17 protein-coding genes are annotated in these 23,535 nt (G+C 71.4%); 12 read left to right on the top strand and 5 right to left on the bottom strand.

Annotation, left to right across the window (positions count from 1 at the left end; all coding sequences use genetic code 11):
- The first annotated feature begins 244 nt into the window (after positions 1-244).
- The 4 genes from EV375_RS25155 to EV375_RS25135 all read left to right on the top strand — a co-directional run bounded on the left by EV375_RS25155 (position 245) and on the right by EV375_RS25135 (position 3,853).
- Positions 245-997 carry a GNAT family N-acyltransferase gene (locus EV375_RS25155; protein WP_130302241.1) on the top strand — a complete coding sequence of 251 codons (753 nt, stop codon included), beginning with the start codon at positions 245-247 and terminating at the stop codon, positions 995-997.
- Positions 994-1,896 (top strand): lysophospholipid acyltransferase family protein, encoded by a 903-nt coding sequence (locus EV375_RS25150; protein ID WP_207228446.1) that lies wholly within the window; start codon positions 994-996, stop codon positions 1,894-1,896. Before EV375_RS25155 ends, EV375_RS25150 begins: the two co-directional genes overlap by 4 nt.
- A 309-nt stretch (positions 1,897-2,205) precedes the next feature.
- A complete protein-coding gene (locus tag EV375_RS25140; RefSeq protein WP_165434848.1) occupies positions 2,206-2,808 on the top strand; it encodes a TetR/AcrR family transcriptional regulator in 603 nt (200 codons plus the stop codon).
- A gap of 94 nt (positions 2,809-2,902) precedes the next feature.
- Positions 2,903-3,853 (top strand): hypothetical protein, encoded by a 951-nt coding sequence (locus EV375_RS25135; protein ID WP_130302239.1) that lies wholly within the window; start codon positions 2,903-2,905, stop codon positions 3,851-3,853.
- A gap of 179 nt (positions 3,854-4,032) precedes the next feature.
- On the opposite strand, the gene EV375_RS25130 is transcribed toward EV375_RS25135, so the two are convergent.
- From EV375_RS25130 to EV375_RS25120, 3 genes are read right to left on the bottom strand one after another with little or no spacing between them, the layout of a single operon-like run.
- Entirely contained in the window at positions 4,033-6,180 is a 2,148-nt protein-coding gene (locus EV375_RS25130; RefSeq protein ID WP_130302238.1) for a xanthine dehydrogenase family protein molybdopterin-binding subunit, read from the bottom strand.
- Positions 6,177-7,166 (bottom strand): FAD binding domain-containing protein, encoded by a 990-nt coding sequence (locus EV375_RS25125; RefSeq protein ID WP_130302237.1) that lies wholly within the window; start codon positions 7,164-7,166, stop codon positions 6,177-6,179. The genes EV375_RS25130 and EV375_RS25125 overlap by 4 nt, the downstream gene beginning before the upstream one ends.
- Positions 7,163-7,732 (bottom strand): 2Fe-2S iron-sulfur cluster-binding protein, encoded by a 570-nt coding sequence (locus EV375_RS25120; protein WP_130302236.1) that lies wholly within the window; start codon positions 7,730-7,732, stop codon positions 7,163-7,165. Before EV375_RS25120 ends, EV375_RS25125 begins: the two co-directional genes overlap by 4 nt.
- A 263-nt stretch (positions 7,733-7,995) precedes the next feature.
- Between EV375_RS25120 and EV375_RS25115 the strand changes: the two genes are divergently transcribed.
- The 4 genes from EV375_RS25115 (at position 7,996) to EV375_RS25100 (ending at position 12,952) form a co-directional block, all read left to right on the top strand.
- Positions 7,996-8,577: a TetR/AcrR family transcriptional regulator gene (locus tag EV375_RS25115; RefSeq protein WP_130302235.1), complete on the top strand. Its 582-nt coding sequence runs from the start codon at positions 7,996-7,998 to the stop codon at positions 8,575-8,577.
- Between the two features lie 452 nt (positions 8,578-9,029).
- Entirely contained in the window at positions 9,030-10,949 is a 1,920-nt protein-coding gene (locus tag EV375_RS25110) for a LamG-like jellyroll fold domain-containing protein (RefSeq protein WP_130302234.1), read from the top strand.
- A gap of 258 nt (positions 10,950-11,207) precedes the next feature.
- Positions 11,208-11,582, top strand: a complete 375-nt coding sequence (locus EV375_RS25105) for a PadR family transcriptional regulator (RefSeq protein ID WP_130302233.1) — start codon at positions 11,208-11,210, stop codon at positions 11,580-11,582.
- Positions 11,579-12,952 (top strand): permease prefix domain 1-containing protein, encoded by a 1,374-nt coding sequence (locus EV375_RS25100; RefSeq protein WP_130302232.1) that lies wholly within the window; start codon positions 11,579-11,581, stop codon positions 12,950-12,952. Before EV375_RS25105 ends, EV375_RS25100 begins: the two co-directional genes overlap by 4 nt.
- Before the next feature lie 153 nt (positions 12,953-13,105).
- Here EV375_RS25100 and EV375_RS25095 read toward each other — a convergent pair whose 3' ends face one another.
- Positions 13,106-15,232 carry a glycoside hydrolase family 3 C-terminal domain-containing protein gene (locus tag EV375_RS25095; RefSeq protein WP_165434847.1) on the bottom strand — a complete coding sequence of 709 codons (2,127 nt, stop codon included), beginning with the start codon at positions 15,230-15,232 and terminating at the stop codon, positions 13,106-13,108.
- A gap of 248 nt (positions 15,233-15,480) precedes the next feature.
- Here EV375_RS25095 and EV375_RS25090 point away from each other — a divergent pair, with 248 nt between their 5' ends.
- Both EV375_RS25090 and boxB read left to right on the top strand, forming a co-directional pair.
- Positions 15,481-17,118 (top strand): FAD-dependent oxidoreductase, encoded by a 1,638-nt coding sequence (locus tag EV375_RS25090; RefSeq protein WP_130302230.1) that lies wholly within the window; start codon positions 15,481-15,483, stop codon positions 17,116-17,118.
- Positions 17,119-17,496: 378 nt separating this feature from the next.
- Entirely contained in the window at positions 17,497-18,975 is a 1,479-nt protein-coding gene (gene boxB, locus EV375_RS25085; RefSeq protein ID WP_130302229.1) for a benzoyl-CoA 2,3-epoxidase subunit BoxB, read from the top strand.
- A gap of 84 nt (positions 18,976-19,059) precedes the next feature.
- Here the strand turns inward: boxB and EV375_RS25080 are convergent, their stop codons facing one another.
- Positions 19,060-19,929 carry a PaaX family transcriptional regulator C-terminal domain-containing protein gene (locus EV375_RS25080; RefSeq protein ID WP_130302228.1) on the bottom strand — a complete coding sequence of 290 codons (870 nt, stop codon included), beginning with the start codon at positions 19,927-19,929 and terminating at the stop codon, positions 19,060-19,062.
- 165 nt (positions 19,930-20,094) lie between these two features.
- On the opposite strand from EV375_RS25080, the gene boxC reads away from it, so the two are divergent.
- Together boxC and EV375_RS25070 are read left to right on the top strand one after the other, a co-directional pair.
- A complete protein-coding gene (gene boxC / locus EV375_RS25075) occupies positions 20,095-21,843 on the top strand; it encodes a 2,3-epoxybenzoyl-CoA dihydrolase (RefSeq protein WP_130302227.1) in 1,749 nt (582 codons plus the stop codon).
- Positions 21,844-21,881: 38 nt separating this feature from the next.
- Positions 21,882-23,519 (top strand): benzoate-CoA ligase family protein, encoded by a 1,638-nt coding sequence (locus EV375_RS25070; RefSeq protein WP_130302226.1) that lies wholly within the window; start codon positions 21,882-21,884, stop codon positions 23,517-23,519.
- Positions 23,520-23,535: the final 16 nt, after the last annotated feature.

Raw genomic sequence — 23,535 nt, 5'->3', positions numbered from 1 at the left:
CCGGCTGTTCACGCGGGGCGCGGGGCGCGGGGCCGCGGTCCGGGGCAGGACGCACGGCTCCTGCTCACCGGGGCTACAGGGCCGGACGCCATCGGCACCCACACGACGCGGAAGGGCCGCCGAGCGGTAACTCGGCGGCCCCGTGCGGAACACGAGCAACCGGTTGCATACGGAGGAACCCTCGCGGAGATCGCTGGCAACGGTCCGCGTGGGTGCCGCAGCAGCCCACCTAGGGAGATCACCCATGCCCACTGCACCCAGCGTAACGACCGGCACCGGGGCGTACGCCACCTCCATCGCGGGATCGACGGAGGAGATACGTGCTGCCCAGCGACTCCGCCACCGGGTCTTCGCGGTGGAGAACGGCGCACGGCTGCGCTCGCCGCTGCCCGGGCACGACGTGGACCCGTTCGACGAAGCGGCGGACCACCTCATCGTCACCTCGCAGGCCGACGGTGAAGTCGTCGGCACCTACCGGCTCATGCCGCCCGGACGGACCGAACGCCTCTACTCCGAAGCCGAGTTCGACCTGCGCGCCCTCTCCGCCGACGTCAGGTCGGTGATGGTGGAGGCCGGCCGCGCCTGCGTGCACCCCGGTCACCGCTCGGGTGCCGTGATCAACGCCATGTGGGGCGGACTCGCCCGCTACATGCTGCTCTCCGGACACCGCTATCTGGCCGGCTGCGGGTCCGTGCCGCTGGGCGACGGCGGGCAGGCGGCCGCCGACGCCTGGCTGCTGGGCACCACAAAGCACGCCGCCCCGGACGGGTTGCGAGTGCATCCGCACCACCCGTGGTCTCCGCGGCAGCAGTTGACGGCCGTGCCGGACCACTCCTCGCTCCCGGCGCTGCTGCGCGGCTATCTGCGGCTCGGCGCGTGGGTGTGCGGAGCACCCGCCCACGACAGGGACTTCGGTGTCGCCGACTTCTTCGTCCTGCTCGACATGGAGCAGTTGAACGACCGCTACCGCCGCTACTTCCTGGGCCGGAGCCGGTGAACCCCTGGGGAATCGCCTCCCCCTGCTCGCTGCGGTGCGTCACGCGGCACACGGGGAACGACCCTGCCGGTGCGCGCTCCGGCACGGCGCCCGCAGCGTCCGTGCTGCGGCGGTATGCGTCGCTCGCCGCCACTCTCGGCAGCGCACTGGCGGACGGGACGCGCATCGCAGAGCCGGCCGTGCTTCAGCGGCAGGCCCGCTCCGTGCTCGACGCACTCGGTATCGGCCTGGATGCGACCGGGCCGCTGCGGGTGCCGGGCACGGCCACCGGCACGTTGATCGTCGCGAATCACGTGTCCTGGCTCGACGTCATCGCGGTGCTGGCCGTCGAGCCCGTGCCGCTGATCGCCAAGCAGGAGGTCGCCGGCTGGCCGGTCGTCGGTCCGCTGGCCCGCAGGACGGGCACCCGCTTCATCAACCGTGACGCCCCACGCGAACTGCCCAGCTTCGTAGACGAGTTGACCGAGTACCTGCGTGACGGCGGCTCGGTGGCGGTCTTTCCCCAGGCGACCACATGGTGCACCGCGCCCGGAGGACCGTTCCGGCGTGCGACGTTCGAGGCGGCACTCGGGGCGGCCGCGCCGGTGCGGCCCACCGTCATCGACTACGCACAGGGCGGCACGCGGAGCGTTGCGGCGGCCTACGTCGGCGGAGACACCCTCGCGTCATCCCTCCACCGGGTCGCCACCGCCGGCGCGCTCTCCCTGCGTCTCCGTCCGTGCCGGCCGCTGTGGCCCCACGGCCACGACCGGCGTTCACTCGCCGCGGCGGCGCATGCGGCTGTGTCCGACGCCGCCGGTGCCTCGGCACGCGTGCCTCGCACCGGGGTGCCCCTGGCGCATGCGACGGAAGCGCGGCCGGACGCCGCCCCTTCCCCGCATGCACGAGCACCCGCATGAGCCCACGCCCGCGCCCGCGCCGGGCCCGGGGGCGGACCCTGAGGGTCTGAGCGGTCTCAGCCCCGCGATCCCGCCCAGCACGGCGGCGAGTTCACGGGGGCGGGAGAACATCGGCCAGTGGCCGGTTGGCAGATGGTGCATGTCCGTCCCCGCCATCAGCTCGAAGGCCGGATTTCCGAACGGCGAGCCGACGGGCCGGCCGGAGGGCCCCTGCATACGTGCGGCCGACCGGGTTGACACTGCCGGGGCCCCGCAGAAGAATGACACGTCATTCCGGTCGGATCAGGGGCGAGGGACCAGGTGGGCGCTGTGGCTCAGGGTGTGGTCGACAAGCGGGAGGTCATCCTCCGTGCCGCAGGCAAGGTGATCGCCGAGCGCGGGTACCACGCGACCGGGATCGCCGACATCGCCCGCGAACTGGGTGCCGGACACGGGACGTTCTACCGCTACTTCAAGAACAAGGAGGACATCGCCCGCAGTCTCGTCCTCCGGGCGCTCGGCCAGATGCAGGAGGCGATCGCGGACGAGGAGCCGCAAGCCGCCCGCACGCTGGCGGAGTACCGGGAACAGGTGCGGCGCATCGGCGACAGGCTCTTCGACCTCGTCGTCGCGGAGCCCGATCTGGCCAGGGTGCTGTTCTACGACGCCGCGGCCATAGCCCGTACCGATCCCGGACTCCTCGGTTCTGCCGTGGAGAACGCCGGTGCGTACACGGCGGCGTTCATCCGCAACGGGCAGACGAGAGGCTTTCTGCGCCGGGAACTCGACCCTCAGGTGGTCGGTCTGGCCGTGAACGGCATGATCCTGGCCGGCTGTGTTCAGCTGCTCCACGTCCGCAACGCCGAGGAGATGCGCACCTCCTGGATCCGGACGGTTGAGGCGCTCATGTTCGACGGGCTCGGAGGCAACTGAGGCCGGCAGCCCGCAGGGCCGGGGTGAAACAGCCCCGGCCGTTTCTCTGCCCAACAAGCGGAATGACGTGTCATTCCGAAAGGGGATTCATCAGATGGTGCAAGTCGATGTCTTCTGGGCCTACGGGATCGGAGCGGGCTTCGGGACCGCCGCGGCCTTCCACCTCCGGCACGCCGGCCCCACCGGGCCGTCCGGACGGAGCGGTCCACAGCGGCCGAGCCCCTGTCTGCTCGCCACCGCCCTCTACTGCGGCATGCTGTTCGCACCGAGCGGGATATGGCTGCTGTGGAGTTTCCCGGACTGGGAGACGATGCAAGTCGCCGACGGGCACGGGGCGTTGCCCGGCTGGCTCGTGGCACTGTTCGCGCTGACGAACGTCAGCCAGGGCCTGCTGGGGTACGAAGTGGCCCGCCGCCTCATCGTCCGCGGGCGCGTGTACGCGGCGTTCCTGCAGACCGGTGCCGGCTACCTCGGGATGTTCCTCATCCTCGTCCACGGCTGGGACGGGCGGGGCTACCAGCGCTTCTTCTCGCCGGGTCGTGAGGAATTCGCCGAGTGGCCCGCGAGCCACGGCCCCGGCGAGCTGCTCTCGCGCGCCGGTGACTGGGCGGTGTCGGCCGTCGGCCTGACGCTGGCCGGCATGGGTGTGGTCCTGCTGCCGGTGCTGTTCTGGCTGCTGGTCACGGCGATCCGCAGCGGGCAGCGGGAGGCGGGTGCCCCGGTTCACGGCGCGTTCCGCATCGTCGGTACGTTCCTCCTCGCCGTCTTCGGGCTGGCCCTGGGCTCCGCCGTCCTCACGAGCGTGCTCGTCCACCAACTCGGCTGGTGGGCCGGGACGCCGGTCGCCGCACTCGTCGTGTGGGGCCTGGTCCTGCGGCGTGAGACGGGTGCGGCCCACCGGGTCTTCGGGCTGCTGGGTCTGCCGGACGCCCCGAAGTCCCGCGGACACGAGGACCGGAACCACCCGGGAGGCCACGCCCGCCCCGTCGCGGAAGCACCCGCCGGAGCGCCGCGGGCCGTATCCGACGGAGCGGTCACCGCCTGACACCGTGAGCGGCGGTGGCCTGCTGGGGTCTGCGGATCCGCAGACCCCGCAGGCCACCGGCCCGGCCCGTGCCCGGCCACCGGGCACGGGCCGCAACTTTCGGTGCCGGCCGGGCGGTTCCGCGGCCCGGCCGACGCACCATCACCTTCCCGCTGCCCTGCGCCCGGAGCGGTCCCCGCTCACGGAGCGGCCGGCGCGTCCCCCGCCGCGGCCGGGGCCGTCAGGACGCGATCCGGCCGGATCGGCAGGTTCCGGTGCCGCACGCCTGTCGCGTGCCACACCGCGTTGGCGACCGCCGCGGCGGCACCCACGATGCCGATCTCGCCGATGCCCTTGATGCCGACCGGGTCGTCCGGCTCGGGGTCGTCCACCCAGTCCGCCTCGATGCGCGGCACGTCGGCGTTCGCGGCGACGTGGTAGCCCGCGAAGTCGGCGCCGACGGTGCCTCCGGACGCCCGGTCCCGGAGCGCCTCCTCGTGCAGGGCCATGGAGATGCCCCAGGTCATCCCGCCGAGGAACTGGCTGCGTGCCGTCAGCGGGTTGACGATCCGGCCCGCCGCGAAGATGCCGAGCATGCGCCGCACGCGTACCTCGCCGGTGGCCGGGTCCACGGCGACCTCCGCGAACTGCGCACCGAACGAGTGCCGTTCGGTCTCGGCGAGCGCCCCGATCGCCTCGGAGGTGTCCGAGCGGGCCGTGATTCCCTCCGGCGGAACGCTGCCGCCCAGGGCCAGTTGCTCCCGCAGATCGCGCGCGGCGATCGTCACCGCCCACGCCCACGAGCGGGTGCCCATCGAACCGCCGGCGATCATCGCCTGCCCGAAGTCGCTGTCCCCGATGCGGACGCGCACCTGATCAGGCGTCACCGCGAGCTCCTCGGCGGCGACGAGGGTCAGGGCGGTCCGCGCGCCGGTTCCGATGTCCGCGGCCGTGATCCGCACGGTGAACGTGCCGTCCGCCTCGGCGGTCACCGCCGCCGTGGACGGCACGGCCCGCGCGGGGAAGGAGGCGGCGGCGGTGCCGGTCCCCAGCAGCAGGCGCCCCTCACGGCGCACGCCAGGACGCGGGTCCCGCTCCTCCCAGCCGAACCTGCGGGCGCCCTCCTGGAAGCAGGCCATCACGCGGCGGCTGCTGAACGGCAGCCCGGAGACGGGACCGGTCGTGGGGTCGTTGCGGGCGCGCAGCACGATCGGGTCGATGCCGCACTTCTCCGCCAGTTCGTCGATCGCCGCCTCCAGCGCGAACGAACCGGGTGCCTCGCCCGGGGCCCGCATGAACGTCGGGCTCGGCACGTCGAGCCGCACGATCCGGTTCGCCGTGTGGTGTGCGCCGGCGTCGTACATCACCCGCCCCACGCTGGCGCTGCCCTCGACGAACTCGTGCACGGTGGAGGTGAGGCTGAGGTTCTCGTGCTGCAGGGCCCGCAGCCGCCCGTCGGCGTCGGCGCCGAGCCTGACCCGCTGCGCCGTGGGGCTCCTGTAGCCGATCAGCGAGAACATCTGCCGGCGGGTCAGCACGACCCGGACCGGGCGCTGGAGGACCGTCGCCGCCATCACGGCGGCCACCTGGTGCGCACGTACGCCCTTGGAACCGAACGCGCCGCCGACGTGTTCGGACCGCACCCGCACCGAGGCCGGGTCGAGCGAGAACAGCTGCGCCAGTTCGTTCACGATCCACGTGCTGCCCTGGTTGGAGTCGACGACCTCCAGACGGCCGCCCTCCCAGCGGGCCGCCGCCGCGTGCGGCTCCATCGGGTTGTGGTGCTCCTCCGGCGTCGTGTACTCCTCGTCCACCACGACGGCGGACGAGGCGAGTGCGGCCTCCAGGTCGCCCTTCTCCTCCACAGCCGAGCCCATGCTGTCGTGCTCGTACGCGTCGGGCCGTCCGGCGGCGAAGTCGATGTCGTGCGGCTCCTCCTCGTACCGCACCACCAGCGCCTCGGCGGCCTCCCTGGCCTGCTCCGAGGTCTCGGCGACGACGAGCGCCACCGGCCAGCCCCTGTGCGGAACACGGTCGTTCTGGAAGACGGCGATCGTCGGGTCCGGGGCGCCCAGCATGCCCACGTAGTCGGTGTTCACGTGCGGGGCGTTCCCGTGGTGCAGGACGGCGAGCACGCCCGGCATGGCGAGGACCGGCCCGGTCTCGACCGAGGTGATGCGGCCCTTGGCGACGGTGGACAACACCAGCCAGCCGTGGGCGAGTTCGGCGAAGGGGATGTCGCCGGCGTACCGGGCGGCTCCGGTGACCTTCTCCAGGCCCTCCACACGGGTGTGCGGAGCGCCGTGGGAACTCTTCACCGGCGTGGTTCCGGTCGTGGCGGTGGTCATCGGGCCTCCTCGCAGAGTTCGGTCAGCACGGCCACCACAAGGTTGCGGATCAAGGTCACCTTGTATCCGTTGTGCGGCAGCGGCTCGGCGGCCGCGAGTTCGGCGTCCGCGGCGGCGGCGAAGGTCTCGGCAGTGGCCGGTGCCCCGGCCAGCACCTGCTCGGCCGCGCGGGCCCGCCACGGCCGGGAGGCGACCGCGCCGAATGCCAGGCGCGCCTCGTGCACGCTTCCGTCCCGGACATCGAGCGCGGCGGCCACGGAACCGATCGCGAACGCGTACGAGGCGCGCTCACGGACCTTGCGGTAGCGCGAGTTGGCGGCGAGCTGCACGGGGGGCAGGGTGACGCCTGTGATCAACGCTCCGGAAGGCAGTGCGGTCTCCACCTGCGGGGTGTCTCCCACGGGCGTGTAGAACTCGGTCATGGGCAACTCTCCCTGCCCGTCAGCCGTTTCGTACTGCACAACGGCGTCGAAGGCGGTCAGCGCCACACCCATGTCCGAGGGGTGCACGGCCACACAGTGGTCGGACGCGCCAAGGATCGCGTGGTTGTGGTGCTCGCCCTCGACGGCGGGGCAGCCGCTGCCGGGGGCGCGCTTGTTGCACGGCTGTGAGACGTCGGCGAAGTAGCCGCAGCGGGTGCGCTGGAGCAGGTTCCCGCCGACCGTGGCCATGTTGCGCAGCTGGCCGGAGGCTCCCGCCAGTACGGCCTGCGCCAACGCCGGGTAGTTCTCCCGGACTTCGGGGTGTGCGGCGAGGTCGCTGTTGGTGACGGTCGCGCCGATGTGCAGGCCGCCGTCCTCGGTCCGCTCGATCTGCCCGAGCGGAAGCCGTGTGACGTCGAGAAGCCGGGCGGGCCGCTCGACGCCGGTCTTCATCAGGTCGACGAGATTCGTCCCGCCCCCGAGGCAGCGGGTCTCCGGGTCCGCGGCGAGCTGCGCGACCGCGCCGGGCACGTCGAGAATGCGCTGGTAGCCGAATTCCCTCATGCCGTCGCTCCGTTCCCGGCCCGTGCGTCTTCCCCCGCCTCGGTCCCGGCCGCGGCCGCCTGCGCGACGGCCTCGACGATCTGCACGTACGCGCCGCAGCGGCACAGGTTGCCGCTCATCCGCTCCCTGATCTCGTCGGCGGTCAGTGGCGGCGCTGCCGTCCTCACGTCGCCCGTGACGGCGCTCGGCCAGCCGGCCGCGTGCTCATCGAGCATCGCGACGGCCGAGCAGATCTGTCCCGGCGTGCAGTAGCCGCACTGGTAGCCGTCGAGGTCGAGGAACGCCTGCTGCACCGGGTGCAGCCGGTCTCCGTCGGCCACGCCCTCGATGGTGGTGATCTCGCGTCCTTCGGCGGCCACGGCCAGCTGCAGGCAGGAGACGGCCCGCTGCCCGTCGAGCAGGACGGTGCAGGCGCCGCACTGCCCTTGGTCGCAGCCCTTCTTGGTGCCCGTCAGATCGAGACGCTCGCGGAGCGCGTCGAGAAGGGTGGTGCGGTGGTCGACGGAGAGCGTGTGCTGCTCGCCGTTGATGTTCAGGGTGATGGCGCTGGACGTGGATTGGTCCATGCTCAGCCTTCTTTCGCGTATCGGAGCGCGTCGGGAACCTCCGGCAGGCGAGGGAACGGGGACGCGGCCGTACGGACCGTGCGCAGCGACGGCGACTGCGGAAAAGAGCAGGAGAAGGAGGAGCGCCGACGGACCCTGTTCGCCGTTATGGTGGACCAAACCGGATGGTTGTCCGCTCCAGACGAACGTAGTGGACAGTTGTCCGCATTGGCAAGGCCCTTTTGCAGGCCCGGGGTTCGGGCGCGACCCCGCGAGGAGGACGAGTGCGGCAGAGCAAGCAGACGCCTCTGCGCTCGGACGCACGGCGCAACCGTGAGCGCATCCTCGACGTGGCACTGGCGGAGCTGACGCGCTCCGCGAACGTGCCGCTGAGCGTGATTGCCAAGAAGGCATGCGTCGGGCAGGGCACCTTCTACCGCAACTTCCCCAGCCGCGAAGCGCTCGTACTGGAGGTCTACCGCCACGAGATGCAGCAAGTCGCCGATGCGGCGGCCCAGTTGCTCAAGAAGTACGAACCCGACCGTGCGCTGCGGGAGTGGATGGACCGCCTCGCCCGGTTCGCCATGGCCAAGGCCGGCATGGCGGACGCGATCCGCCAGGCCACCAGCGCACCCGGAAACGCGGAGAAACCGGGTCACGGCCCCGTGACGCGGGCCGCCGAACTCCTGCTCCGTGCCGGCGAGGAGGCCGGCACGATCCGCCCGGGAGTCACCGCGGAGGACTTCCTCCTCGCCATCGCGGGCCTGTGGCAGATCGATCCACGGGGTGACTGGCAGCCACGGGCCGAGCGGCTCCTCGGCCTCGTCATGGACGGGCTTCGGGCGGGAGCGCCCGGCGAGCAGTGAGCGGCTGAGCGGGCCCGCGTTCGTGCCGGCCGCGCAGGGGCGGTGATCACCCAAAGGCACTGTGCCGGCGGGCGGTTGGTCGCGCTCCGGCGGACGGGAGGGGCGGGGCGCCGGTGGAGACGCCGATCCGTGCGACCGGGGCCGTCCGTCGTCGCGGCCGGAGCCGCCGTGCGGACCGTCGCGATCGGAGCCGCAGTGCGGACCGTCGCGGGCGCCGGGACGAACCGCCACCACTGGACACCAACCACCTCACAGGTCCCGCACACTTCGGCCCCAAGTGTGTTCAGGCTATGGCGTTCGGGGCTTGTTTGCGCTGGACTTGGGGACGACCGCCCATGACATCGACTCGGCTCCGGCGCCGAGCACCGCGCGAAGCACCCGTCCCGTGACCCAGCCGCCCCGTGCCTTCGCGATCCGCCGGAGACACCGTGAACCTGGATCGGGGGAAACGGATGGACTGCGTACGCCTCTCCGACGCGGAGCTGCTGCGTCTCATATGGGGAGGGGACGAGAGCTCCCTCCCCGCGCTGCACGAACTCGAGCGGCGCCACTTCCCGGCCGTGCGGGCTTTCGCGGCCCTCGGAGCCCTGAGCCCGCAGGCCGCCGACGAACTGGCGTACCAGGCATGGCAGGAGACGCTTCGCCAGCAGGCGGCGGGCAGCGTCAGCGGCGCGGTGCGTCCCGGTGCGCTCTCCTCGGTCCTGCACACGGCGTCCGCGTGGGCGAGGGGGAGCCAACGCGCAGCGCTCAACCCGCAGTTGGCCGCCTGGATGGAGACCAGCGGTGCGGTGATGCCGGGGAGTACCGCACCGGCGTGGTTCCACTCTCCCTCGCTTGTGGCACGCGCCTTCGCCGGTCTTCCCTGCCGCAGCCAGGCGGTCCTGTGGCACCGGGCGGTCGAGCGGGACGACGAGACGCTGACCGGCAGGCTGACCGGTGCGGGCCCCGGTGAGGTGACCGTGGCCACCGGCCGTGCGCAGGAGGAGCTGTACAACTCCTACGTCCAGGTCCTGCTGAACGGGATGCAGGACGAGTGCCGTCTCTACCACCGGCTGGTGCTGGCGTACGCGGACGCGAGGTCCACGAACATCGCCGCCGAGGTCACCCCGCACCTGCAGAGATGCACTCGCTGCTCCCGTGCGGTGGGCGACCTCGGACGTCTGCGGCGCGAGCCCGGCGCGCTGCTGGCGCAGGCGCTGCTGCCGTGGGGCGGCTCGGAGTACGCGGCGCGAGCTGTGAACCATGCCGGCACCCGGCGCGACTCCGCGCCGGCGGCGGGTGTTGCCCGCACCGGAGCGGTCGGCGCGCTGCCCCCCGGCAGCCGGACGCCGCAGGGCCTGGTGTCCGGCTCTCTCGGGGGCCGGGCCGCGGGCAAGGGCCGGCATGCGGCTGTCGAAGCGGAGGGAGCCGGTGCGGACGCCCGGACGAAGAAGCGGCGTATCGACCTGGTGGTGCGGGGCACGGCGGTCGCCGGTGTCTGCGCAGTCGGCGCCGCCTTCGCCTTCGGCTTCATCGGGGATTCCGAGCCGGGGGAGCCGCAGAGCAAGGAACAGGCCCGGGCGCCGTCCCTCAAGGCCTCGCCCTCGCCTTCCAGGACCCCGGGCCCTGCCCGTGTGACGGCCACCGCGAAGTCCGCGTCGGATCCCTCGGGCAGGCCCACCTCGAAGCCCACGAGCTCCGCGCCCGCTCCGTCCGAACCGGGGAAGGACCGGCCCTCCTCACCGTCTGTCGGCGACCCGGCCGTGGAGTGGCTGTTCGACGAGGTCACCACGGAGGGCGTGACGCCCGACAGTTCGGACAACGACAAGGACGGGACGCTCTTCGGCGCGTCCCGTCCAAGACCCACGTCCGGGGGAGCGCTCGCGTTCGACGGGCAGCAGTTCGTGGCGTCGAGAGGGCCCATGGTCGACACGAGCGAGAGTTTCACCGTCTCGGCCCAGGTCAGGCTCGACCGCACCGACGTCTCGCAGACGGTGGTGAGTCAGGACTCCTCGGACGCCAGCGCCTTCATGCTCCGGTATGACGCGGACGAGTCGGCCTGGGCGATGCGGATGCCGAAGCAGGACACCGGCGACGGGGAGTCCGACGCCGACTCGGCCCTCTCCAGGTCCGGGCCGGAGGCGGGCGAGTCGGCACACCTGACGGGTGTCTACGACGCCGCCGCCGGCGAGGTGCGCCTCTACGTCGACGGGCGTCTGGCGGGGACCGCCGACCGGACGGAGAGCTTCGCGTCCGGCGGGAGCTTCGTCGTCGGCCGGGGGCTGTCGGGCAACGCGTTCTTCCAGGGACTCGACGGGACCGTCGACGACGTACGGGCCTTCGGGAGGGCGCTCTCCTCGGCGGAGGCCGCAAAGCTGGCAAAGAACTCCTGACGAGCCGGCGCAGTCTCCGTCTCCGTCTCCGCCGGGAGCCGCTCCGGCCCCGGCGCCCCTTGATGCCCCTGCACGGCGCGACGGACCGTCCTGGTCACCGGCGGTTGCGGGTGACCGCCGACCGTCCCTGAAGCGCGTGCCGCTCCGCTGCCGCCGCGAGGGCCGCGCCGTACCCGTGAACATCCGGGTCCTTGTGGCGAGTTAATACCTAGCGCTACTATGCATCAAGGTTCTAGGCATGGTTGCAAGGGGGTTCTCGTGAGGGTCACCAAGGATCTCGTCGCCGCCTCGGCGACACCGATGGTGCTGGGCATCCTGGCCGAGGGGGAGAGTTACGGCTACGCCATACTCCGGCGCATCAACGACCTGTCCGGGGGAGAGCTGGACTGGACGGAGGGACTGCTCTACCCGCTGCTGCACCGGCTTGAGCGCCTCGGGCACGTGGAGTCGAGCTGGCAGTCGCCCAGCGGGGAACGGCGCCGGAAGTACTACCGCATCACCGACAGCGGTCTCGCCGAACTCGCAGAGCAGCGCCGGCAGTGGGACACGGTCGTGGACGCGCTCAAGCAGGTCTGGCTCGCCACCGGCGGTCTGAAGCCTTCCACGGCGATGCCGTTGGAGGGCCCGGCATGACGGCGCTGGAAGGCCGGGACGGCCTGGAGGCCCAGTTCGCTCAGTGGCGCCACTACGTGCAGCGCCGCCCCGAGCTGAGGCGGTCCGACGCGGACGAGCTCGAGGACCACCTGCGGGGCTCCGTCGACGAGCTCATCGCCGTGGGCCTGCGCGCGGACGAGGCGTTCCTGGTCGCGGTCAAACGCATGGGCGGACTGGACGACCTCTCCCGCGAGTTCGCCCGGGAGCATTCCGAACGGCTGTGGAAGCAGCTGGTGCTGACGGGCGAGTGCGACGATCCGGCGGCCGGTGCCCGGTCACGGCGCGACCTGCTGGCGATGGTCCTCTGCGTCGCGGGCGCGGCGGTTTCCGTCAAGCTGCCGGCGCTGTTCGGCATGAGCATCGAGGACGACGCCGCGTTCTACGGGCGCAACCTCAGCCTGTTCGTACTGCCCTGGCTGGCGGGCTTCCTGGCATGGCGCCGCAAGGCCGCACCGGCGCTGGTCGGGGCACTCGCGGGGCTGTTCGCGCTCGGAGCCGTGGCGGCCAACATTTATCCGCTCGCGGAGGATTCGCAGTCGGTGGTGCTGACCGGCATCCATCTGCCCATCGCCCTGTGGTTCGCGGTCGGTCTGGCGTATGTCGCCGACGACCTGCGATCGACGCGCCGGCGGATGGACTTCATACGCTTCACCGGCGAATGGTTCGTCTACCTCGCCCTCATCGCCGCCGGCGGCGGGGTGCTGATCGGGATCCTCGTCGGAACCTTCGAGGCGATCGACATCGTCCCCGAGGACTTCATCTCCCAGTGGCTCGTCCCTTGCGGAGGCGTGGGAGCGGTTGTGGTGGCGGGATGGCTCGTCGAGGCCAAGCAGAGCGTCGTGGAGAACATGGCCCCCGTGCTCGCGCGGCTGTTCACGCCGCTGTTCACCGCGGTCCTGCTGGCCTTCCTCGTCGCCTTCGGTCTGACCGGAGACGGCATCGACGTCGAGCGGGAGGCGCTGATCCTGTTCGACGTCGTGCTCGTCGTCGTGCTGGGGCTGCTTCTCTACTCGATCTCGGCCCGCGACCCGCTGAGCCCGCCCAGCCTGTTCGACAAGCTCCAACTGGCCCTCGTCGTCAGCGCGTTGCTCATCGACGTGCTGGTGATGGTGGAGATCACGGGACGCATCACCGAGTACGGCACCACACCCAACAAGGCGGCGGCGCTCGGCGAGAACATCATTCTGCTGGCCAACCTCACCTGGTCGGCATGGCTGGCGCTCGGATTCGTCCGCCGGCGCACGCCGTTCGCACAGCTGGAGAGCTGGCAGACCAACTACCTGCCCGTGTACGCCACTTGGGCATGGATCGTGGCCCTTGTCTTCCCACCGGTCTTCGGCTACCTGTGACGGCCCACGTCGCCACGGCCCCACGACCGTTCGGCGGCCCGTCCCCGGGAAGCGGCCCGTCCCCGGTGCTGTGCTCCCGGGGCGGGCCGGTGCGTCGGCGGGTGTGTCGGCCGGAGCGCCTGCGGGGGCACTGCCCCGGCCAGCGCTCCGGCCTCACTCCGTGACCCGGTAGGAGGCGCTCAGCGGGAGTGCGCGTGAGGAGGAGCCGACCGCTATCCCGTACTCACCGCTGCGTACCCGGAACCCGTCGGAGTCCGTGTCCCAGTAGGAGAGCTGTTGCGGCTCCACGGACAGCCGCACCTTCTTGCTCTCGCCGCCCTCCAGGCTCACCTTGCGGTAGCCGCCGAGCTCCCGGGGCGGGCTGTACGCCTCCGTGTGCGGCTTGCTGACGTAGACCTGCGGCGCCTCGGAGCCCGCGCGCTCGCCCGTGTTGGTGACCGTGAACGACACTTCCACCGGCTCGTCCGGGCCGCCGGAACTCCTCTCCAGCCGCAGGCCGGAGTAGGCGAAGCTGCTGTAGGACAGGCCGTGCCCGAAGGGGAAGAGCGGTTCCGTGCCGGTCCGGTCGTACCAGCGGTACCCGACGTCGACCCCCTCCGTGTAGTGCGCCGTGCCGTTCACGCCCGGGTACTGCGCCCTGGTGCCCGCCGGCACCTCGTCCTCCGCGGCCGGGAAGGTCTGGGGGAGCTTGCCCGAGGGGTTCACGTCCCCCCACAGCAGGCGCGCTGTGGCGGCGCCTCCGCGCGCACCCGGGTGCCAGGTCTCCAGGACGCTCCTCACCTGCGGCAGCCAGGGCATCAGCACGGGGCCTCCGGTCTGGAGCACCACGATCGTCCGCGGGTTGGCCTCGGCCACCTTCGAGATCAGCTCGTCCTGGTTGCCGGGCAGCGACAAGCCGGCGCGGTCGCTTCCCTCTTCCTCCTTGTCATGGGCGAAGAGGAGGGCCACGTCCGCCGCCTTCGCGGCCTTCGCCGCAGCCCTCACAAGCCGCCCGTCGTGATAGGTGACGTCGGCCGAGGAGCCGGCGCGCTTCCTGACCGCTTCGAGTGCCGTGTCCTCCGAGAGCGGGTCCACCTTGCTGCTGCCGCCGCCCTGCACCGAGTCGGCGGCGGCGGAGCCGATGACGGCGATGTCTTCCGCGGAGCCCGTCAGCGGGAGTCCGCCGTCGTTCTTGAGCAGGACGGCGCTCTGCTCGGCCACCCGCTGGGCCGTGGCGTTCCCCGCGGTCTCGTCGAGCGGGGAGGTGGCAGTGCCGTCCCGCTCGAAGAAGCCGAACCTGAACAGGACGGTGAGTACTTCCCGCACGCGCTGGTCGACGGCCTCCTGGGGGAGGGTGCCCCGGTGCCGCGCGGCGCGCACGGTGAGGGAGTTGACGAGAACGGGCAGGGGCAGCTCGACGTTGAGGCCGGCGGCGAGGTCCGATGTGCGGTGGGTGGAGGGGTAGTCGGAGACCACGTACCCGTCGAAGCCGAACCGGGAGCGCAGCATCGTGCGCAGGGTGCGCGAGTTGGAGCATGCGTAGACGGCATTGACGCGGTTGTACGAGCACATCGCGGCGCCGGGTCTGCCCTGCCGCACCGCGATGTCGAAGGGCTTGCCGTAGATCTCGTGCAGTGTGCGTTCGTCGATGTCGGCCGAGACCGACATGCGGTCGGTCTCCTGGTTGTTGGCCATGAAGTGCTTGATCGTGGCGATGACGCCCTGGGACTGGATGCCGGTGGTGTCGGCGCCCGCCATGGTGCCCGCGAGGTACGGGTCCTCGCTGTAGTACTCGAAGTTGCGCCCGTTCACAGGGACCCGCTGGATGTTCGTGCCGGGCCCGAAGAGCTGCATCTGGCCCCGCGCGCGTGCCTCGCGTCCGACTGTCCGCCCGTACTGCCGCGCCACTTCGGTGTCGAAGCTGGCGGCCTGTGCGACAGGGGCGGGCAGCGCGGTGGCCGGCTGCCCGTTGCGGACCCCGGCGGGGCCGTCGGTCATCGTCACCCCGGGCACACCCAGGCGCCTGATCGGCGCGATGTAGCCCGTGGTCGGCACGGGGGAGCCGAGGGTGCCGTGCAGCATGCGGATCTTCTCGTCCAGGGTCATCGCGTCCACCAGCAGATCGGCGCGGTCCTCGGGGCTGAGTGATCTGTCGGTCCACGGACGGTCCTCCTGCGCACCCGGCGATGCGGCGTGCGCCGGGGTTCCGCCGGAGGGGAGCGGGCCGGGGCCCTGCACCGTCAGCGCGGCGCAGAACACGAGGGCGGTCGCGGCCCGGACGAGGGGCCGAGGGGGTCCCATCACCTCAGCACGTCCTTTCTGCCGCCTCGGCGGCCTGACAGTGACTGACATGTACACGATCTGCTCTGGGTATCCCCATCCACGGCTCCGGGAATGCCGGGAGGGCCGGTCCGCGGTTCCGTCTCATCCCGCGGAAGCCGCGCCGGCCCAGGGCAGGACCGGGAGCCGAGCCCCGGGGCGAACGGTCATCGGGCGGCGAGCAGCTGCCCACCGGGCGCGACCCACCGGGCCGCACTAGCCTTGAGGGCGTGACGTGGCCGGTCATTCTCGTCGTGGATCACGATCCGAGTTCGCTCCGTGTGCTGCTGGCCGACCTCACCCGACGGTTCGGCAGAGCGCTCACGGTGCGGGGCGCGGACTCGGGCGAAGCTGCGCTCACCACCGTGCGGGAGCTGTCACAGGCAGGGGAACCCCTCGCGCTGCTGCTCGTAGACGACGACTCGGCCGAGGTGCTCACGAAGGCGCGCGAGCTGTTCCCCAGCGCCAAGCGCGTGCTGCTCGTGGACCGCGACTACTCGTCGACCAGTCCTGCCGTCCAGGCGATCGCACTCGGCCGCGCCGACTACCACATCGTTCGGCCGTGGGCGGACGACGAGATGCTGTACCGCGCCATGAGCGAGTTCCTCTCCGCGTGGACGCAGGACCAGGAACCCGCCTTCGAACTGTTCCGCGTCGTCGCGGCCAAGGACGACAGCCGCATGCGGCAGGTGCGCGACGTGCTGGTCCGCTTCAACCTGCCCTTCGCGGTCTACCCGGCCGAGGAGGAGGCGGGACAGCGGCTGATGAGGGAGGCCGGAGTCGACGCGTCGCAGCTGCCGGCGGTGATCCGTTACGACAACCGGGCGTTCGTCCAGCCCGGACTGCCCGATCTCGCGCGTGCGCTCGGGGTCAACGTCACCAACGACGTCGACGTCTGCGACGTGGCCGTCGTCGGTGCGGGACCGGCCGGGCTGACGGCGGCCGTCTACGCGGCGTCCGAGGGCCTCGACACCGTGCTCCTCGAGCAGGCCATCTCGGGCGGGCAGGCCGGGACGAGCCCGATGATCAGGAACTATCCGGGCTTCCCCCACGGCATCGCGGGCGGCGCCCTCATGGAGCAGACCTGCGAGCAGGCGTGGCTGATGGGGGCTCACATCGTCTTCGCGCAGCAGGCGGTCGCCCTCGAACGCCGCGGCGACCGGCGAGTGGTGCACATGCTGGACGGCTCCGAGGTCAGCGCACGCGTGGTGCTGATCGCCACGGGGGTCGACTGGCGGCGCCTCGGGGTGCCCGCCCTCGAAGCCCTGGTCGGCTCCGGGGTGTTCTACGGCTCGGTCATGGGTGAGACCCGCTCGATGCGGGGCCAGGACGTCTTCATCGTCGGAGCCGGGAACTCGGCCGCCCAGGCCGCCGTCCACCTGGCCCGGTACGCCCGCACGGTGACCCTGGTGGTGCGCGGCGACAGCCTGGCGAATTCGGCCTCCGCCTATGTCGTGGATGCCGTCGGGGCGACGCCGAACATCGTCGTCCGTCACCGCACCGAGGTGGTCGACGGCGGTGGCGACGGGCACCTGGAACACCTCACGCTCGCGGACCGGGAAGCGGACACCGTCGAACGCGTCCGGGCGTCCGGGCTGTTCATCATGATCGGCGGCGAACCGCACACGCAGTGGCTCCAGGGCAGCATCGCCTGCGACGGGCAGGGCTATCTGGAGACCGGTCGCGAAGTCCTCCAGGAGGTCTCCGCGGAATGGCCGCTGCACAGGGAGCCCATGCCGCTGGAGACGAGCATGCCGGGCGTGTTCGCGGCGGGAGACACCCGGCGCGGATCCATCAAGCGCGTCGCCTCGGCGGTGGGCGAGGGCTCCACGGCGGTGCGCCTGATGCACGAATACCTGGGCGGCTGAGTCGCGGGCGCCGCCGGTATCGCGGGCGGCGGCCGGCCCCGCCCGGCGCGGTCCCGGCCCCTACGGCGCGTGCGGGAGCGGATGTGATGTTGCGCGCCAAGGCGGAACCAGTAGCTGAAACATGCCACCGTGGTTACGCGGCACGTAGTTGAACCGTAGCGTGTTCTCGCCGTGCGCGGACGCGGGTGGTGGCGAGGAGTGGGTGGCGGTCCCGCGACGCTGGAGCACATCGCCGTCCGCGCGCAGCAGTTCAGGTGCCGCCGCGCCTCCGGTTGCTCTCGACGGGGTCGCCCGTCCACCGTACATGCTACATTCGAATGACGTGACGATGCGTAGTCGTGGACTGAAGATTGACCCCGCAGAGAAGGGCAGGAGCGGATGACGACGACGGAGGACCGCCTGGGAGCCGCGCCCGAGCCCACCGGCCCGGTGAGCAGGATCGACTACAGCGAGCGGATCCCGAACAACGTCGATCTGGCCGGTGACCGCAGGCTCCAGAGGGCGCTGGAGCGCTGGCAGCCGAAGTTCATCGACTGGTGGAAGAGCCTCGGCCCGCAGGTGCCGACCAAGGAGGTCTACCTGCGCACCGCCGTCGCCATCGACCGCGACGGATGGGCCGTCTACGACTTCGTGCCGATGGAGGAGTACCGCTGGGGCATCTTCCTCGCCGAGACCGACCCGGACCGTGTGATCGGCTTCGGCCAGCACAAGGGCGAGAAGGCCTGGACCGAGGTCCCCGGCGAGTACCGCGCCGAACTGCAGCGGCTCATCGTCATCCAGGGGGACACCGAGCCGGCCAGCGTGGAGCAGCAGCGCCGGCTGGGGGCCACCGCGCCGAGCCTGTACGACATGCGCAACCTCTTCCAGATCAACGTGGAGGAGGGGCGTCACCTGTGGGCCATGGTCTACCTGCTGCAGGCGTTCTTCGGACGCGAGGGACGCGAGGAGGCGGAGGAACTGCTCCGCCGCAACAGCGGGGACTACGACAACCCGCGCATCCTCGGCGCGTTCAACGAGGACACCACGGACTGGCTGAACTTCTTCATGTTCACCTACTTCACCGACCGCGACGGGAAGTACCAGCTCGGCACGCTGAAGGAGAGCGGCTTCGATCCGCTGGCCCGCACCTGCGAGTTCATGCTCAAGGAAGAGGCCCACCACATGTTCGTGGGCACCACCGGCATCCAGCGTGTGGTCCAGCGGACCGCCGAGCTGATGAAGGAGCACGGCACCGACGACATCCTCCAGTACGGCGGGATACCGCTCGCCGTCATCCAGAAGTACCTGAACCAGCAGTTCTCCGTCTCCATGGACCTCTTCGGTTCCGAGCTGTCCTCCAATGCCGCCGCTTACTACACCGCCGGGCTGAAGGGCCGCTGGCAGGAGCGGCGGCGCAAGGACGACCACCAACTGCAGGACCGGACACGTGAGATGACGAAGGTCGAGAACGGTGAACTGGTCACCGAGACCGTCCCGCTGCTCAACGCGCTGAACCTGGACCTGCGCGACGAGTACGTCGCCGACTGCGAGAACGGCATCCGCCGCTGGAACCAGGCGCTGGAGGACGCCGGACTGCCGCACCGCCTGACCCTCCCGCACGAGGGCTTCAACCGCCGCGTCGGCGTGTACGCGGACAGCCACGTCGGCCCCGGCGGCGAGGTGCTCACCCAGGAGGAGTGGGAGGCCGGAGTCCGCGAGTGGCTGCCCTCGGAGCAGGACCAGGCCGACGTGCGGTCGCTGATGAAGCCCGTGTACGAGCCCGGCAAGTTCGCCGGGTGGATCGCGCCGCCCGCGCAGGGCATCAACAAGCTGGGCGTGGAGTTCGACTACGTGCGCTTCTGGCAGGAGGACAGCTGATCCGGCACTCGGTCGCAGCGCGGCAACGCTTCCGCGCTGCCGGAGGGCGTCCGGTCCGCAGGCGGGCCGGACGCCCTCCGCGTGTCAGGTGCGGTCGTCCGCTCCGGCGCACAGGTGCTCCCAGTACGCCTGAGCGCGGCGGTGCCAGCGCTCGTGGCGGCGGTGGAAGAGCGTGGCGGCGTCGGGGCCGGGCCAGTCGTGGTCGAGCAGCTCCGCGGGAAGGGCCGGGTCCAGTGCGGGGAAGTGCCGCCAGGCGTGGACCAGTTGCACCTGGGCGACGAATGCCTCTTGCCGGCCGCTCACGTCCAGGCTGCCGAATTGTTCGACGAATTCGCCGTAGGCCGACTCGATCTTGTCGAGTGGCCACGCGGCTGCCACGACATCCTGCGGGTCGCCGATGCCCGCCGAGGGGCCCGTCCAGGACATGGTGCTGTGCTCGATGCCGAGCTCCCGCACGATGCCCTTGACCTCCTCCGCGCGCCCCGCGTCGGGCACCACCCACAGGCCGTGTGCGGGGGATCCCATGCCGGCCCAGGTGAGCCGGGTGCGCAGCTTGTGCCGCAGCCGGCGCTGCGTCTCGGGCACCGTCACGGCGAGCACCAGCCACCGGCCGTCCCAGCGGCGGGTGTGCCGCATGAACGAGTAGATCCGTTCGGTGCCTTCCTCCAGCAGCTGCTGACCGTGCGCGGTCAGGCTCCAGCGGGTGCGACGCCCGACCCGGTCCGCGGCCAGCAGTCCCTCGGTGGAGGAGCGGGCCAGCGCCTGCCGGGCCGCCTTCTCCTCGACGCCGAGGGCCTCCAGTGCCCGCAGGAGTGCGCCCGTCCACACCGGCTCGTGGCTGGGCAGCACGAATTCTCCGAGCACGGTCAGCAGCAAGGAGCGCGCGCTCGTGGAGCCGGGCCAGGCGCGCCCCGTGCGCGATGGGCTCTCTGCGGTGCTGCCGGCAGCGGCCACGGCGTGAAGTCCTTTCGAAGGGGCCGGTCGGGATCATCCGGATTCTAGTGCGGCCGGGAGGCGCGCCGGACCGCACCGACGGAAAAACATGCTACGCACTATTGACGACTCGACACGTCATTGTAGAGTCATAGCTCTACTGACCCGATCGTTTGGAGGAGTTCGATGACCGCCGCGGTCGAATCCAGCACCCAGCCGTCCGCCACCGAACCGGGCGTCGCGGACGTCGAGGCGGCTCCGGTTCAACACGCCGCGCCCACGGTCTCGTTCGACACCTCGCCCGAGAGGTACCGGCACTGGAAGCTCGAGACCGACGGCGAGATCGCGACGCTCACACTGCTGGTGGACCAGGAGGGCGGGATCGTCCCCGGCTACGAGCTGAAGAGCAACTCCTACGACCTCGGCGTCGACATCGAGCTCTACGACGCCGTGCAGCGGCTGCGGTTCGAGCACCCGCAGGTCAAGTCCGTGGTCATCACCGGAGGGCTGGAGCGGATGTTCTGCGCCGGCGCGAACATCAAGATGCTCGCCCGGTCCACGCACGCCTGGAAGGTGAACTTCTGCAAGTTCACCAACGAGACCCGCAACGGCTTCGAGGACGCCACGGAGCACTCCGGGCAGACCTACATCGCCGCGGTCAACGGCACCTCCGCCGGCGGCGGTTACGAGATCGCCCTGGCCTGCGACCAGATCGTGCTCGTCGACGACGGCTCGTCCGCCGTCGCCCTGCCGGAGGTGCCGCTGCTGGGTGTGCTGCCCGGCACCGGCGGCCTGACCCGGGTGGTCGACAAGCGGCACGTCCGCAAGGACCGGGCCGACGTCTTCGCCACCAAGTCCGAAGGTTTCAAGGGCGCCACAGCCGTGGAGTGGAAACTGGTCGACGCCGCCGTGCCGCGTGGCCGGTTCGACGAGGAGGTGACGTCGCGGGCCAGGGAAGCGGCGAAGCGCTCGCACCGCCCGTCGCAGGGACAGGGCGTCCGACTGACGCCGCTGGACCGCACGGAGACGAGCGACTCGATCACCTATCCGCACGTCAGGGCACGGCTGCTGCGCGACCGGCGCCGCGTCGAGATCACCGTCGAGGCGCCCGCCGGAGCCCCGCCGGCGGACGCGTCGGCCGCACGTGAGCAGGGCGCGGACTACTGGCCGCTCGCGCTCGCCCGCGAACTCGACGACCTGATCTTGCGGCTGCGCACCAACGAACTCGAGCTCGGCACCTGGGTGTTCCGCACGGCCGGAGACGCCGACGCCGTGCTGGCCCACGACGAGCAGCTGGACTCACTGGCCGGCGACTGGTTCGTCAACGAGGTGCGGCACTACCTCAAGCGCACCTTCAAACGCCTGGACGTCACCAGCCGCAGCCTCGTCGCGATGATCGAGCCGGGCAGCTGCTTCGCGGGGACACTGCTGGAACTCGCGCTGGCCTGCGACCGGCAGTACATGCTGGCCGGGGTGTTCGAGGACGTCGACCCCGACGCCGAGCCGGCGGCCCTGGTCATCGGCCGGGCCAACCAGGGCGCGTACCCGATGGGCAACGGGCTGACCCGGCTCCAGTCGCGGTTCTACGCGTCCGACGAGGACCTCGAAGCGGCGCTCGCGCGCACGGGGACCCCGCTCACCGCGGACGACGCGGCCGGGCTGGGCCTCGTCACCATGGCACTCGACGACATCGACTACGAGGACGAGCTGCGCATCGTGCTGGAGGAGCGCGCGTCGCTCTCCCCGGACGCCCTGACGGGCATGGAGGCCAACCACCGCTTCGTGGGCCCCGAGTCGATGGAGACCAAGATCTTCGGGCGGCTGACCGCCTGGCAGAACTGGATCTTCAACCGTCCCAACGCCTCCGGCGCCGAGGGCGCGTTGCGCCGCTTCGGCACCGGCAAGCGGGCCGACTTCGACGTCAAGCGCGTCTGACGGGACCGCGGAGCCGAGGAAGAGGGAGGCGCATCGCCATGTCCACGCCGTCACAGTCCTTCAACGCGGCCACCTATCTGGTCGACCGGCACCTCGAGCGCGGCCGGGGCCACCACACCGCGGTCCGCCACGAGGGAGAGGACATCAGCTACGCACAACTGGCGGGCGACACCGCCCGCGTGGCCGCCGCGCTGCTGCGTCTCGGCATGCACCGCGACGAGCGCGTGATGTGCTGCATGTCCGACACCCCGGAGCTGCTGACGGCCATCCTGGGCGCGTTCCGCGCCGGGCTGGTCGCCGTGCCCGTCAGCACGATGCTGACCGGCAAGGAGCTCGGCGCGATCCTCGCCGACTGCGGCGCACGGGTCCTCGTGTGCACACCGGAGTTCGCCGACGCGTGCGGCGAGGCGGTGCTGGCGTCACCCGACGTGAGTCACCTGGTCGTGGTGGGCGACGCCGGACCGCAGGTGCCGCAGCGTGTGGTCCGCCTCTCGTGGGCCGAGTTCACCGGCGGTCTCGCGCCGGAGGACGGCGCCGTCGCCCGCACGGTCGAGGACACACCGGCGCTGTGGCTCTACACCTCCGGAACGACCGGCCTGCCGAAGGCCGCCATGCACCGGCACGCCAACATCCGGCACGTGTGCGAGACGTACGGGCAGCAGGTGCTGGGAATCCGTGCCGACGACCGCTGCCTGTCGGTCGCGAAGCTCTTCTTCGCCTACGGCATCGGCAATTCGGCGTTCTTTCCCCTTTCGGCCGGTGCCACGACCGTGCTGGAGCCGCGCCGTCCCACTCCGGCGGTGGTCGCGGAGCGGGTGCGTGCGGACCGGCCCACCCTGTTCTTCGGCGTGCCCACGTTCTACGCGGCGATGCTCTCCGCGGAACTGCCCGGCGAGTCGATGTCGTCGGTGCGGCTGGCCGTCTCGGCGGGTGAGGCGCTGCCCGCGCCGCTGCTGCGCCGCTGGCAGGATCACTTCGGCGTGAAGATCATCGACGGTCTGGGTTCCACCGAGGCCCTGCACATCTTCCTGTCGAACCGGCCCGACGACATCGGCCCCGGCACGAGCGGTTTCCCCGTCCCCGGCTACGAGTTGCAGATACGCGACGAGGAAGGCACCGTGCGCCCGCCGGGCGAGCCGGGTTCGCTGTACGTCAAGGGCCAGTCGATCGCGACGGGTTACTGGTGCCGCACCGAAACCAGCCGCCACGTCTTCCAGGGCGACTGGCTGGCCACCGGAGACACCTACGTGCAGGACGACGAGGGCCGCTACACATGCCTGGGCCGGTCCAACGACATGCTGAAGGCCGGCGGCATCTGGGTCTCGCCGAGCGAGGTCGAGAGCCGCCTGACCGAACACGAGGACGTCGTCGAGGCCGCCGTCGTCGGTGTACCCGACGGTGAGGGCCTGGACAAGCCGGTGGGTTACGTGGTGCTCGCGAAGGGCGCCGCCGCGACACCCGAGGACCTGATCGGCTTCTGCCGGGACGGCCTCGCCCACTTCAAGGCGCCCCGCCGCGTGGTGTGCGTGGAGGCGCTGCCGCGCACCGCCACCGGCAAACTCCAGCGCTTCAAGATCCGTCAGATGGCCGCCGACGCCGGCACCGCAGCCAGCGCGGAGGGCGCCCCCGCGCAACGTCCGTCCCGGACGTCCGCCGAGCCCGAAGCCGTCAGCTGAGCGCGAGCACCATGCA

The sequence above is a fragment of the Streptomyces sp. CNZ301 genome (assembly GCF_004217425.1).
The sequence above is the reverse complement of the archived record's forward strand: the minus strand, read 5'-3'. Positions and strand labels throughout refer to the sequence as shown.